At 59.9% G+C, this 12774-nt stretch carries 13 protein-coding genes and 1 pseudogene; 10 read left to right on the forward strand and 4 right to left on the reverse strand.

Features of this window, described 5'->3' with window-relative positions:
• Positions 1 to 10 precede the first annotated feature (10 nt).
• Genes RTCK_RS08350 through RTCK_RS08375 form a run of 6 tightly spaced genes read left to right on the forward strand, consistent with a single transcriptional unit; the run spans position 11 to position 5548 of the window.
• Positions 11 to 1078: an ABC transporter ATP-binding protein gene (locus RTCK_RS08350; RefSeq protein ID WP_142592476.1), complete on the forward strand. Its 1068-nt coding sequence runs from the start codon at positions 11 to 13 to the stop codon at positions 1076 to 1078.
• Positions 1071 to 1937 carry an ABC transporter permease gene (locus tag RTCK_RS08355; RefSeq protein ID WP_142592477.1) on the forward strand — a complete coding sequence of 289 codons (867 nt, stop codon included), beginning with the start codon at positions 1071 to 1073 and terminating at the stop codon, positions 1935 to 1937. Before RTCK_RS08350 ends, RTCK_RS08355 begins: the two co-directional genes overlap by 8 nt.
• Positions 1934 to 2728, forward strand: coding sequence for an ABC transporter permease (locus RTCK_RS08360; RefSeq protein WP_142592478.1), 795 nt, complete (start codon positions 1934 to 1936; stop codon positions 2726 to 2728). Before RTCK_RS08355 ends, RTCK_RS08360 begins: the two co-directional genes overlap by 4 nt.
• A 12-nt stretch (positions 2729 to 2740) precedes the next feature.
• On the forward strand, positions 2741 to 3028 hold the full coding sequence (locus RTCK_RS08365; RefSeq protein WP_142592479.1) for a (2Fe-2S)-binding protein: 288 nt from the start codon (positions 2741 to 2743) through the stop codon (positions 3026 to 3028).
• Positions 3015 to 4409 carry an FAD/NAD(P)-dependent oxidoreductase gene (locus RTCK_RS08370; protein WP_142592480.1) on the forward strand — a complete coding sequence of 465 codons (1395 nt, stop codon included), beginning with the start codon at positions 3015 to 3017 and terminating at the stop codon, positions 4407 to 4409. The genes RTCK_RS08365 and RTCK_RS08370 overlap by 14 nt, the downstream gene beginning before the upstream one ends.
• Positions 4406 to 5548, forward strand: coding sequence for an NAD(P)/FAD-dependent oxidoreductase (locus RTCK_RS08375; protein WP_142592481.1), 1143 nt, complete (start codon positions 4406 to 4408; stop codon positions 5546 to 5548). The genes RTCK_RS08370 and RTCK_RS08375 overlap by 4 nt, the downstream gene beginning before the upstream one ends.
• A gap of 455 nt (positions 5549 to 6003) precedes the next feature.
• Here RTCK_RS08375 and RTCK_RS08380 read toward each other — a convergent pair whose 3' ends face one another.
• The 4 genes from RTCK_RS08380 to RTCK_RS08395 all read right to left on the reverse strand — a co-directional run bounded on the left by RTCK_RS08380 (position 6004) and on the right by RTCK_RS08395 (position 8008).
• Positions 6004 to 6654 carry a YrbL family protein gene (locus tag RTCK_RS08380; RefSeq protein WP_185927958.1) on the reverse strand — a complete coding sequence of 217 codons (651 nt, stop codon included), beginning with the start codon at positions 6652 to 6654 and terminating at the stop codon, positions 6004 to 6006.
• Positions 6655 to 6846: 192 nt separating this feature from the next.
• Positions 6847 to 7068 (reverse strand): hypothetical protein, encoded by a 222-nt coding sequence (locus RTCK_RS08385; protein ID WP_142592483.1) that lies wholly within the window; start codon positions 7066 to 7068, stop codon positions 6847 to 6849.
• A 394-nt stretch (positions 7069 to 7462) separates the two neighbouring features.
• On the reverse strand, positions 7463 to 7702 hold the full coding sequence (locus RTCK_RS08390) for a hypothetical protein (protein WP_142592484.1): 240 nt from the start codon (positions 7700 to 7702) through the stop codon (positions 7463 to 7465).
• A 42-nt stretch (positions 7703 to 7744) separates the two neighbouring features.
• On the reverse strand, positions 7745 to 8008 hold the full coding sequence (locus RTCK_RS08395) for a hypothetical protein (RefSeq protein ID WP_142592485.1): 264 nt from the start codon (positions 8006 to 8008) through the stop codon (positions 7745 to 7747).
• Positions 8009 to 8972: 964 nt separating this feature from the next.
• Here RTCK_RS08395 and RTCK_RS08400 point away from each other — a divergent pair.
• From RTCK_RS08400 to RTCK_RS08415, 4 genes and pseudogenes are all read left to right on the forward strand, one after another.
• On the forward strand, positions 8973 to 9266 hold the full coding sequence (locus RTCK_RS08400; protein WP_142592486.1) for a hypothetical protein: 294 nt from the start codon (positions 8973 to 8975) through the stop codon (positions 9264 to 9266).
• Between the two features lie 447 nt (positions 9267 to 9713).
• On the forward strand, positions 9714 to 9905 hold the full coding sequence (locus RTCK_RS08405) for a hypothetical protein (RefSeq protein WP_142592487.1): 192 nt from the start codon (positions 9714 to 9716) through the stop codon (positions 9903 to 9905).
• Positions 9906 to 10053: 148 nt separating this feature from the next.
• Positions 10054 to 10332: a hypothetical protein gene (locus tag RTCK_RS08410; protein ID WP_142592488.1), complete on the forward strand. Its 279-nt coding sequence runs from the start codon at positions 10054 to 10056 to the stop codon at positions 10330 to 10332.
• 8 nt (positions 10333 to 10340) lie between these two features.
• Positions 10341 to 10731: pseudogene (locus RTCK_RS08415) on the forward strand (YkvA family protein).
• Positions 10732 to 12774 lie beyond the last annotated feature (2043 nt).

The raw sequence follows: 12774 nt of genomic DNA on the forward strand, positions 1-12774 counted from the left end.
CGGGTGCCCAATGACCTTTCTTGAGTTGAATGGGCTGCGCAAGCACTATCACAGTGTTCGCGCAGTCAGTGAAGTGAGCCTGTCGGCGGAGAGAGGCGAGTTCATCAGCCTCCTTGGCCCTTCCGGTTGCGGCAAGACCACCACATTGCAGATGATTGCGGGCTTTGTTGAGCCGTCTTCCGGTTCGATCTGGCTGGATGGCCAACCCTTGACTACCGTCAAGCCGCAGAACCGCGGCCTCGGCGTCGTCTTCCAGTCCTACGCGCTCTTCCCCCACATGACCGTTGCGGAAAATGTCGGCTTCGGGCTGGACATGCGCAAGATACGGGAGCCCGAGCGCGGCCGCAGGGTTCGCGATGTTCTGGAGCTTGTGCAACTGGAGCAGCACCGGGATCGCCTCCCGGCTCAACTCTCCGGCGGCCAGCAACAGCGTGTGGCGCTGGCGCGTGCTCTCGTTATAGCACCTCCTCTCCTTCTCCTCGACGAACCCTTGTCGAACCTCGATGCCAAGCTTCGGGCGGAGATGCAGCTGGAGCTTCGGCGCATCCAGCGTAGCTTCGGTACCACCACCGTCATGGTCACCCATGATCAGGACGAAGCCATGGCTTTGAGCGACCGTATTGCAGTCATGGACTCTGGTCGCATCGTCCAGCTCGGAAGGCCGCAAGACGTTTATGAACGGCCTGCGACGGCCTTTGTGGCGAGCTTCCTTGGCTCCACCAACCTGATCTGCGGGCAGCTGCGCCTCTCGGCAGCAGGAATGCAGCTTGTGGTTAGCGATAGGGTAGCACTGCCATGTCCGGACAGTACAGGCCGGGCCGGTGAAACTGCGTGGTTCTCGATCCGGCCTGAAAAGATCCGCCTCGTCGGAGACGGGTCAGGCGAAACGGGTCATCTTAAGGGGAAGATCGTCATGCGCGTGTTTTGCGGCGATCGCTGGATCTATGAACTGGACACCGATGTCGGTCGGCTGGTTCTAAGGGTCCAGAACCAGGGCCATCCCGCAGATGAAGGCAGAACCGCCGGCCTCACCTGGAACCTCGGTGACATGATCAGCGTTGAGGGCGGCCATGCATAGTCAAAGGACGATGCTCATCTGGATGACGCTTCCGGCGCTGCTCTTCTATCTCGCCCTGCTTGCGGTGCCGCTCCTGTCGATCTTCCTGCTCAGCTTCGAAACCGAGGCCGGTCCTGGCCTCGACAGCTATCGTCAGGTTTTCTCGGATCCGTATTTCCTGACGATCTTCCTGCGCACCCTTGGACTTTCACTGCTGGTCACGGCCATTGCTTTGGTCCTGGGCACAGGTGAAGCGCTCGTATTGTCGCGAATGTCACCATCATGGCAGGGGATCTTCCTGGTTGTTATCCTCGGTCCCTTGCTGATCTCGGTGATCGTGAGGACGCTGGGATGGGCCATCCTGTTTGGCGGCAATGGCCCACTGAGCGTCGCTGCTCAATGGCTCCACCTGTCCGATGGGCCGATCAGCCTCATGTACAGCATGACAGGATTGATCGCGGCACTGGTCCACGTCAGCGTTCCATTCGTGGTCATCTCGGTCTGGGTCTCGCTGCAGGGCATCAATCCGGATGTGGAACGGGCCGGCGCCTCCCTGGGCGCAAACGGGTTCACCATATTCCGGCGCCTTGTCCTGCCGCGGATCCTGCCCGGTATCCTGTCGGCATCGCTCGTGGTGTTCTCCCTGGCGGCAACCGCCTTCGCGACACCGGCCATCATTGGCGGCCGGCGTCTGAAGGTGGTGGCGACAGCCATCTATGACGAGTTCCTGAGCATGCTGAACTGGCCTCTGGGGGCGGCCCTTGCGGTCGTTCTTCTCCTCGTCAATGTCGGCCTTTTCAGCCTCTTCAACAGGGTCCTCAACAGATCCCGTCGTCGCGCCACCACCTCTCTCTCACGTCCGGAAGGTCAGCCAACATGATGAGAAACGGTCCCCTCTCACTTGTCTTTCATGCCGTCTTCGTCGCGTTTACCGCCGCCCCGCTCGTCGCGGTCATGCTCGTCTCGTTTACCGACAAAGGCTATATGGCCATGCCATTCTCAGGCGCCTCGCTACGCTGGTACGTCGCCCTCATCGATGCTCCGCATTTCCTCGATGCTTTCATCACAAGTCTCTGGCTCGGCGCGATCTCCGCCAGCCTTTCGCTCCTCCTGTCGCTTCCTGCAGCGCTAGCGATCTCCCGCTACCGCTTTGTCGGGCGCGATGCCATCAGCGCAGCGCTCTTGTCGCCCCTGCTGATCCCTCACGTCGTGCTGGGTGTCGCCTTTTTGCGCTTCTTTACCGACTTCGGGATCAACGGCACGCCGGCAGGTCTCGTCGCCGCCCACGCTCTGATCATAACGCCCTACTGCTTGCGATTGTGTCTGTCGGCCGCCAACAGCATTGATGAACGGATCGAACAGGCTGCCGTATCGCTCGGCGCCAAGCGTCGGCAGGTATTTACCCGCATTACCCTGCGGCTCATCCTTCCGGGCATTGTCAGCGGCTGGGTGCTTGCCTTCATTCACAGCTTTGACGAAGTGACGATGAGCGCCTTCCTCGCCTCCCCCTCCCTGATGCCACTTCCCGTCGCTCTCTATCACCGCATCGAGGATTCCATCGACCCGAGTGTGGCTGCCATGTCGTCACTGCTGATCGTGATGGCTGTCATGGCCATGGTCGTCATCGACCGGGTCTATGGCCTCAGCCGCGTCTTCACCGGCAGCCGCTAAGGGAGAGGACCGATGTTTCAGTTTCTTGAGCCCCATGCGCCGCTGGTCACCTTAAAAGTGGACGGGCGCGACGTGCAGGTGCCGGCAGGAGCCTCCGTGGCCCTTGCACTTCTGGCAAATACCGGCGGCCCCACCCGATACTCCCCCGCTGCACACGGGCCGCGCGCTCCGTTTTGCCTGATGGGCGTCTGCCACGAGTGCACTGTGGAGATCGAAGGACAAGGTATCACCCGCAGTTGCCTGTCTACCGTCTGCCCCGGCATGCGCATATCCACGGAGACCGGCAATGGGACACTATGACCTCATTATCGTCGGCGCCGGTCCTGCTGGCATGGCGGCAGCCGTCAAGGCCGGCGCCTGTGGCCTTCGCGTCCTCATCCTCGATGAGCAGGCGAGACCCGGAGGGCAGATCTACCGCAATGTCGAGATCCTCGCGCCCCACCTGCGTCAGGCTCTTGGCGAAGACTATAGCCGCGGCGAAGACGCCACCCGGGCGCTGCAGAACAGTCTTGTCGAATATCGGCCCAATGCCACCGTCCTTCATCTGGATCAGGGCAGATCGATCGTCTGGTCTCAGCATGACGGGTTGCACTCAGCATCCGCCAAGCGTTTCATCCTGTCGACGGGCGCGTTAGAGCGCCCTTTTCCAATCGACGGGTGGACGCTGCCCGGCGTCATGACGGTAGGCGCAGCACAGATTGCCCTGAAGTCCGGTGGAGCGGCGGCAGACAATGCTGTGCTGGCCGGCTCAGGCCCGCTTCTTTGGCTCGTGGCCAGTCAGTATCTTCGGCTCGGGCTGAAGCCAAGGGCAGTTCTCGATACTGCGCCGCCGGAAAACTACGTCCAGGCACTGCGGCAGTGGCGAGGCGCTGTCGCCGGTCGCGAGCTTCTCCTCAAGGGCTGGCACTTGCAGCGGGAAGTGCGTGCATCCGGCACTCCGGTCTATCGCAACGTGAGCGATCTATGGGCGAGCGGTAAACGCCGCCTCGAGTCGGTCGGCTTTAGAACCCATACCGGATGGCATCGGCTCGACGCCGTGAGCCATCTCTTCCTGCACCAGGGACTTGTCCCGAACGATCAGCTGGCGGCGATCGCGGGCTGCGAGCGGCACTGGAACAGCCGGCAGCTCAGCTGGCAGGTCATCACAGACCCTTATGGTCGCACCTCGATCCCGTCGATCTTCGTGGCCGGTGACGCGATGTGGATTGCCGGTGCCGACAGCGCAGCTCTTACCGGCCAGGTGGCAGCTGTCTGTGTGGCCAGTGACCTTGGCCACCTCCCCGCCGATCTCTACGCGCTGGAGCTCGAACGGCTGATGAAAAGCGTGCAGGAGCAGGCTCGCATCCGGGCATTTCTCGACATCCTGTTTCGACCGCCCCGCTGGGCGGTCGTGCCCCGAGAGGAGGAGACTGTCATCTGCAGATGCGAGGACGTCCAGATGAAGCATCTTGATGACTACCTCTCCGCGGGAGGAGACGACATCAACGAGTTCAAGAGCGCGACACGATGTGGAATGGGGCCCTGCCAGGGCAGGCTGTGTGCGCCAACGGTTGCGGCGATCTTGGCGGATCGAGGACAGTTGCCCGGCGGCAAAGCACGCCCACCAAGACCCCGTCCGCCCGCCAGTCCCGTTTCACTCGATCAGTTGGCGGCTTTGTCAGGGGACGGATGCAGGCAATGAACGGGTCAAGCGATGTCCTGATCATAGGAGGTGGCATTCATGGGTGCGCTCTGGCTTTCCATCTTGTCCGCTCGGGTGCCAGCGTGCGGGTGCTGGAGAAGGACTATCCCGGCAGACACGCATCAGGCGTCAATGCCGGAGGCGTGCGCACGCTCGGTCGGCATCCGGCAGAGCTCCCCCTTTCGCTGATCGCCAAGCGCTGCTGGAAGGGATTGGCAGACCTTCTCGACTCTGATGTCGGTTTCAGCGCGGTCGGTCAGCTCAGGATTGCGGAAAATGAAGACGAACTGGAAAAGCTCCGGCACCGGCGCGATCTCGTCAGCGGCCTCGGGCTCGATTACCGTGAGGAGATCATCGGGGCGGACGACCTGCACCGAATGGTGCCGGCCTTGTCACCCCATTGCATCGGCGCCCTTTACGTTGCCGACGACGGCCATGCCAGTCCCTTCCGCGCCACGACCGCCTATCGTTTGGCGGCCGAGCGCCTCGGAGCATGCTTCGAGCGGGGAGCCGAAGTGGTTTCCGTGACGGCGGGTCATGATCGTTTCCATGTCACGTTGCGTGACGGCAGGTCCTTTGGGGCCGACAGGCTCGTCAATTGTGCCGGTGCCTGGGGTGGGCGAATTGCCGCTCTCGTCGGGGACGATATCGCGCTGGAGCCGAACGGCTCGATGCTGATGGTGACGATGCGAATGCCAGCCTTCCTCGGGCCCGTCGTCGGAGCCGCCGGCCGCTCGCTGTCCTTCAAGCAATTCGCCAATGGCTCGGTTTTGATCGGAGGCGGGCATCGCGCTCCTGTCGACATTGACCGCAATGGTACCAGTATCGACCTCATGGGACTGGCAAGGGCTGCGCAGAATGCCACCGCCCTTTTTCCTCGAATGAAGAATGCCAAGGCACTGCGCTTCTGGTCCGGGATCGAGGGCTTTACATCCGACCATCTGCCGGTGATCGGGCCAAGCGCGTCCCAAGCCGGCGCCTTTCACGCCTTTGGCTTTTCCGCCCATGGTTTTCAGCTTGCCCCGGCAGTCGGCCTGGTTCTGTCGCAGGCGATCCTTGGGGCGACCACGGCCTGTGATCTCTCAGCGTTCAGGGTGGACCGCGAGAGCATCAGAGGATCGGTAACAAAAGGAGCCTAACGGATGACGTTAGGTTTTTTCTTTGTGATGTCCCACGTGTAGTCGAGCCGCGGGGAAGAGATGGCTGACGAAATCGACCTCAAACTTCAAAACTCTCTCCAAGCCGTTGAGTATGCAAGGGTAAGAGCGAGAAGAAGGCTTTGGGCCTCACTGCCACAGGCATCGCGCGCGGGGTGTCTCGATTTCCGCTTTTTGCTACCGCGTCTATGTGGCAGGCAAAGCTCTGTTCCCCGCCGCTTGATACAGCAGCCGTCTTTAAGAACCCCTAGCGCCAACTAGCTGTTTTCCTCTCTGGGCGTTACCAGTAGGCGGTGACGTGGCAGAAGAAAGACCGCTGGACGCGAGCCTGGGGCGACAGTTCAGCCACCCATCTTCATACATAGGCAGCACCCGCGAGGTTTCCTGGAAGGCTGAGGCCTCAACGTTTCCTGAGGCAGGGAAAAGCTATTCGATGCTCAGGCAGCTACGTCTTCCAATTTGATCCTCCCGCAATCTTTTTGGCGCTCACGAACTTGCAGGAAAATGCTGCGGATCTTCTTTCGCTTGTCCCAACGGTTCCATCGGGAAGACCAGCTTTTAAAGGGAACCGCGGCCGTCTCTCCGTAACCGTCTATGAGCACAAACCGCGGGGCGCTCCCTACCCTGTCAGATAGAACAATGTTTCTGAGGCCGATATCGTTGACGATCACAGGGCTAGTCTCAAGCCACCTTACGAATTCCTCAAAACGAGGCATCATGCGGAGTTCGAACCGTCCCTCCGACAGCAACGTATGAACGTTCGGCGCCAACTCACCGCCAAAGGTTTCACGTTTCACGACCAGGCCTGGTCCAAGATCGGTATCTGCTATCCCAATAACCTCCTCCAGATATTGAGCGCTTCGCCCCTCTTTCGCCAGTACAGCAACCTGCTCTTCGAAGACCCGGATGACGTTTTTTAGGTGATGGAATCGCCGTCTACGACCTCTGAACAGGTTTGGCTTCCTGTTATGTCGTTCAATGGCTTCCGGACGAACTACCTTCACGAGGAGTGCACAATCCGAAGGATGCTCGAATACTTGGCTGTTGTTGCCTGCTGCTAGAGGTTGATGACCCTTTAGATAAATCAAGACATCCCCGTCTGCTTCTAATCCCACGCGGGGTATTTAGTATCGTAACAAACCAAACGAAGCTTAACGCTTGAAGCGCGGCATGTCGAGGAAGTGTGGGACGAGCAGATGGCCTGATTGGGATGTCGACGGCGACAGATCGTCCTTGTCGGACGAGGCGGAGACTCTACCTTCAGCCGCATGATCATTCCGCTACCGCCATCCGACTGTGATCCCGAAGACCGGCACCTGCTCTGTCAGCACGCCGTCGACCTTGCAGTGCAGGACATCGTGGCGAGCGCCGTTGCCGTCGGATGGCAGGAAGAAGAGGTTCTGGTCGCAATCGGAGCGGTGGCAGATCACCTGGCGCTGAGCAAGGCAGCGCACGACGAGCTCACCATGCTGCTCGGAGAGCTGCGGCGACGTAGAGATCAATCTGACGGCCGGTAACCCCCGGAGGTCGATAATGCCGCGGCTGCAGCACCCGGCCCCCGCGTTTCGGGTAGCTTGTGCGGCGAGAAGAATGCGAACATTATGTTGGGCATTGGGCTGCGGGGATTGTGGAATGTCGGACTGGCTCGCCACCAGCATCATAGTTGTCACAGCGATACTGGCCGTCCTTTCGTTCGTGGGACATGCGGCTCAGGTGCTGGGCTGGCACTAGCGCTCCCGCCTGATCTCCCTCTGGATATGGAGCTCTTCGCGGATCCTGTCCGCCTCGATCGTAAGCGTGTTGATCGCGGTTCCCCTCCTGAACGGTGTCAATCAGCCGCTTGGTGACTCAGTATGGGCTTCGAGCGCAGCTGTCGCCTTATTGAGCGCCGTGGGATCAACGATGACGGCTGAAACCTGCGCCGAAGCACTGGAAGCCGCCGGAGAACTCTGGCGTCCCTGCCACAGTCCGATACCGACCCGCGAAGATGACGGCGAGAACGGGTCCAAAGGTGATCAGCGCAGGTGCCGGCAGATTAGCGAGCTGGTGTTCCATTCCTGTTTCCCCCTCGTCGTGCGCGGCACGGTGGATGTTGACGAGCTCGCCGACGCAAAAGAACGGATAGATGGCGAGCAAGGTCGAGACGACATCGGAGGAGAATCCGCATTTGATGCCTGCTCAGATGATGCAACCGGTTCCGGCCGATATCTGTCTGATCTGCGAAGTGACGTTCTGCTTTGCACAGTTGATGATGAGCCCGACGATGCGCAGGATGCCAACGAAGAACATGATCCAGCCGAGCAGATCTTCGGAGTGGAAGATGTAGCGGAAGGCGATCCAGGCGGGCTGGTTGAGCGTCTGCGCAGGCAGGAGGGGGTTGGTGAAGCCGTGAGGGAACATGGCTCCGCCCCTCAGGGAGGCGAAGAACGCCGCTCTGTTCATGATGTCTCTCCGGTGATGTGATTCCTGATATGTTGCGCTGATCCAATGGACAGGCAGGACCTACTCCGATTAGCCAAGTTTGAACGCAGCCGGAGTTCCGCTACGTCTATCTTGCGCCCCGCCGGGCGCTACTGAGCACGCGCCCGTTCCCTTACCTCAACTCCGGTGGGCGCGTGCTCTTTCTAGGACAGAGGATTTCGCCACGAGGACCAATCCGATGCATGATGCTGACGTAGCGCTACATGATGCCGGTGATGCGGACGAAGCCGCTGTATCACAGGAGGTCGCCCAACTCCTGCGCGTTGCAGAGAGCCTTCGGGAACTATCTGTCTACCTCGCTGACCTCACCCAGCAGCCACTGGATCAGGACCCTGCGCGCGATCATGCTCGTCCAACGGTTTGAGGCTAATCACCGTCACTTGCCCCGCCTCCACCCTAGAAGATCGAGATGAAGCTGAAGAGCATATGGCGAGCGCTACCCGGCGGGTTCATAAGTCGGGCCTTCTGGTTCAAGCGGAGGTCCTCTCACTGATTCCCCTGATGGTACTGTGCCTCAGTTGAGCTTGGGGATGCTGGAACGTCAGCACGGGGTAATTTAAGAGCGCCTGCCAACCGATCTGCTCCGCGGTGATGGGTGGTTCATGGTGCTCTTCTGGTGTTGAGCTCTCGTAGGCCAGCTTCGCGAAGCTTGGAGAAGATTAAGGCCCTGCTAATCTACCGGCCGCGCTTTACGGCTCAGATCATGAGGATCAGGCAATGCAGTACGATTGGACAGGCGGAAGGACGCGCCGTATCCGCAGACTGACATTGTCGATGTACATAAGCGGGTTGTTAGCTGCGCTTGGTTCGGCATCACTTCTGCCAGGCGTAGATCTGGCCTCTCTCCTCGCGGTGGTTTGGTGACGGCGAGAAAGCGCACTTAACGTCTCGTTAAACGGATCCGCCTACCGTGCCTGACTGTGCCATGACGGACATCAAGCACCTGCGAGGCAAGATGAACACCAACCTCCCCTACCGGCGCGTCGAGACGTTTTCGGATGACGCAATTACTGTCCGGGTGAAGCGTGGCAGTGGCGGGCTGGTCGGCGTGATCGACTTCCCAAGCTTTCAAAGAGGTGGCAAAATGATCACCGCCTCCACCATTGCGCCTCGCCCTCTGAATGATGCGCTAGCGGCAGCTGAACGTATCCTGCCGCACACACCCTTCCCTGAAATTGTCATCCTCGTTCAGCCGGAACTCCGTCAGGCCGCGGAATAGGCGAGCATCGCAAGCGGCCCAATTTAGCCATGCCACTCTCCTTTGCTGCGACGGTACCAGAGGAAGGCCGTGCTAGGAAGCGATGTCAATTCGTAGAGGACGGCAACTCCTGCCGGCGCCAGCGGCCGGCCTTCGACCACCTCCACCCAAGGGCGATTCTCGTCAGCATCCTCCGCTCTCAGCCCGATCGCTACCTTATGGCTCTTCGCTGGCACCGCGTCAGGATCAGCCGTACGCCAGGCTGCATTACCTCAAGGCTCAAACGGCGTACTCCGTGATCGTGCCCTCGTAGAGCTTGTTGAGCACCCACAGGCAGCGCAGCACCAGACCAGAGCTCCAGGTTTGGTAAAGCCGCCCACGTTGCTCATGCGATGCCTCCAGATGTGAGGATGGTGCGGGATCCATTTGGCTCCGCTGACTGTTTGGCTGTCCGGAAGGAGAACCACCATGAACGACCCGAGAAAGCCAACTGCTACCCAAGGCACTGACGACACAGTCATGCCCAGTAATGTTGCCGACGTCGCTGAAACCGGTCAGGACGCGAACACAACCAGTGAGAACATGGACGGCGACGGACAGCACAAGTTGAAGAAGGAGGTCGATGAAGCCACCGACCTCCCTCAGAAGGGCTCGGCTTAGCCCCTGCGTTCAGTCCAGCTTTGAGGGCAGCATTGGCTTCTTCATCATTGCTGACGGGATCGGCTGAGCTTGGAAGCACGCGACCGGCGCTCCGGCCAGGTAAGCTCCTTCCAGTCAGCCGAAATTCGACCTTGGAACGATCGCCGGCGTGGGCATTGCCGTTGCCGTCGAGGGGCTGATTGCCAACGATCTTCTGCGGGTCCCGGCCTCACTGCCTAACCAGCTGCTCAATCGTCTGTGTCGGATACCCGGTGGAGACGTCGGTGTTGCTGCTGGCCTTGATGCTGATGCCAAAGACTGCTGCCACTTTGGCATTGGCAGCGAAGATGCAGAGCTTCTGCCTACCACTCGCAGGCCGGTGGATCAAAGGCTAACCTATGGCTATCGGCGGATCGCCGCGCCCCTCAATCGCAACGCCGAAGCATAGGGCACGTGATGAATGACTGGCTGACCCGCTTGAAGGAATGGGCGCGCAGGCTCAAACGCGACGCCATTGCGCTTTGGATTGCTGCTCGCGATCCCCGTACACCCTTCGCTGCAAAGGTCGTCGCCGGCTGTATCGCCGCTTACGCCTTGTCTCCGATCGACCTCATTCCAGACTTTATCCCAATCCTAGGCTACTTCGACGAACTGCTGCTGCTTCCTGCCGGCATTGCTCTTGCAATCCGGATGATCCCCGATGACCTCATGGCGGAGTTCCGACTGCTTGCCGAGCCAGAGGGAACGCCCCGTCAGTCGCGTTGGGTTTGGGGCGATCATCCTGATTTGGCTGATCGCTGCTTGTCTCACTTGCTGGTGGGCATGGAAAGCGGTCGCAGCCAGCTAGCACATGAGGTCCGGGCCAGGGTTCGGAGCAAGCCGCCCAGGCATGAGCGAATAATCGTCAAATGACACATACCCTGACGGATCATTTCGCCCGAAAGAACTCCGCCCCTCGCAGCTTATCGAACGAATAGCCAGCGTCCCCTCTCAGGTACCAGCCGCCCGCTTCACCTCATTTGGTAACACTGGTTCCTCACCTCCTGTAAGGCACGTTAGCGGACCGCAACCGTCGGCCTTCCCTCCAATCGTCTAGCTCGAACGAGGGCGCAATCCCACCTTTGGCCCATCGCCCAGGGGTGAGCGTGTGTTTTTGGAACCATTCCCTGCGGCTCATGTTTATCTATCGGAACCGCGAGGATGGTCCTTGTCTTGTCCCTTCTCTGGCATCTGATGAAGATTATTCCCGCGCCTCCTAGAGTCTCCCCCTCTACCAGCTAAACCCGCTTCGGCGGGTTTCTTTTTTGCTCCATCGGCACGCCACCGATCAACATCACAGTAAGCGTCACGGGCTGGATGATCGTGTTGAGGTTCCCGGTCTCGCTTTGGAAGCTGCATATCATCGGTCCTATCCGTCGAATCCCGGCCCTTCATGCGCATGCTATGCGGTGTGTTGATTGAGAGGCACTCCTGGTTGGCGGCAAGTGCGAGCGGAGCTTGCCCTCCTTTTTGTTTCGGTTGAAGGCGCCCGTTGGTTACGGCACTCATTGCGGAAGAATAGGGTTCGGAAGGGCCGGGGCTGCTTGCAAGTCCGGCCCTCTCGAATCTGCGGTGCTTACTTCTCGGCGTGATAGTTCTCTGGGAACAAACCCGATGCGGGTAGGTTCAACGAATTCCTGCGTCCTTCCCCGACTGCCCGCCGTTATGGCGGGCTCTTTCTTGCCACTAGCCGGAGGTCCTCAGGAGCCCGTCGACCGAATAGTTCAAGTTCTCTCTGACCGGCTGCATCTTACCGCCGGTCTCCAGGTACGGCGTGGCCAGGATACAGGCCAGATCTTTGAGGGGAGTACCCCCGGGCTCGGCTTCATCAAGGATCGCCTAGATAACCTGCACCTGCTGAAGCGTAAGGCTTGTCCCGGAGACGCCAGACGCACAGGCTTGCAGACTCGCGTAGGACGCGGCTCTTTTCATGATGTCTTTCCGATGAAGGTGATGCTGATCAGCTTCGCGCAAGGCTTGCGAAGGAATGGAGGAATGCTAATTTATCGAGCACTGATGGTGCGACTCAGATCATGAGGATCTTGTCGATGCAGTATGATTGGGAGGGCGCCGGCAGGCGTCCAGTTCAAGCCCTACTCCGCGCGTCCACCCCGCGACCAAGCTGTGTCACATCAGGCAATCGCCCCTTTGGCATGCCACGCCAAGCAGCTCATAACCGCACAATGTCGTGGCCAAGTAGGGTCGGCCTAAGCCTTGCTATACTCGTCGGAGGCTCTGCGCTCGTGACGACTGCTTTCGCAGCAGCAATCGGGCATCACGAGGCGCTCCACGCGCAATTATGCCACGAAGTCCATCACCTTGCGGCAGCAGAGCCCCTCTTTAGAGCAACTTTGGCATTCATCGGCTTTGATCCCGCCTAGCCCGCTGAAAACAAGTCCCGTCGTTCGGCGGCCTTCATCCATTGCTGCGCTCTCCAAGTAACCTTATTTTGGTCGACTGACCATCGCCAGATGTGTGAGGTCGGACATGTGGTAGCGTTGTCTTCAGCGCCCCGCTAGGCGCTACGGAGCACGCGCCGTCACTTTACCCCCTACACCGGCGGCGGCGCGTGCTCTGTTCTGATTGATAGCCAAAGCTACCTGTTAACCTTTAGGGAGAGTTCCAATGACGCCGAGGGCCGTGCTCCTGGTCGCCTCTACGTTGATTGCTCTCATGATCGGATGGCTTGTGCTCATCACATGACCCGCGAGACCTGCGACAACACCGGATGGGTCTGCGACGCGCACCTCGACCGCCCGTGGAACGGCCCGACTGCATGCGGATGCGGTGGCGCCGGCATGGCTTCCGTCATCTGCAATGGCGATGGGCACGTTTTGCGGTGATGAAGTCG

The organism is Pseudorhizobium endolithicum (assembly GCF_902153245.2).
Lineage (GTDB): Bacteria > Pseudomonadota > Alphaproteobacteria > Rhizobiales > Rhizobiaceae > Neorhizobium > Neorhizobium endolithicum.

Bases quoted from the DNA above. Each gene is read 5' to 3' on its own strand.
- RTCK_RS08360 (WP_142592478.1), top strand. From the start codon at position 1,934: ATGATGAGAAACGGTCCCCTCTCACTTGTCTTTCATGCCGTCTTCGTC.
- RTCK_RS08370 (WP_142592480.1), top strand. From the start codon at position 3,015: ATGGGACACTATGACCTCATTATCGTCGGCGCCGGTCCTGCTGGCATG.
- RTCK_RS08395 (WP_142592485.1), bottom strand. From the start codon at position 8,008: ATGAACAGAGCGGCGTTCTTCGCCTCCCTGAGGGGCGGAGCCATGTTC.
- RTCK_RS08400 (WP_142592486.1), top strand. From the start codon at position 8,973: ATGACGGACATCAAGCACCTGCGAGGCAAGATGAACACCAACCTCCCC.
- RTCK_RS08405 (WP_142592487.1), top strand. From the start codon at position 9,714: ATGAACGACCCGAGAAAGCCAACTGCTACCCAAGGCACTGACGACACA.
- RTCK_RS08365 (WP_142592479.1), top strand. From the start codon at position 2,741: ATGTTTCAGTTTCTTGAGCCCCATGCGCCGCTGGTCACCTTAAAAGTG.
- RTCK_RS08375 (WP_142592481.1), top strand. From the start codon at position 4,406: ATGAACGGGTCAAGCGATGTCCTGATCATAGGAGGTGGCATTCATGGG.
- RTCK_RS08350 (WP_142592476.1), top strand. From the start codon at position 11: ATGACCTTTCTTGAGTTGAATGGGCTGCGCAAGCACTATCACAGTGTT.
- RTCK_RS08355 (WP_142592477.1), top strand. From the start codon at position 1,071: ATGCATAGTCAAAGGACGATGCTCATCTGGATGACGCTTCCGGCGCTG.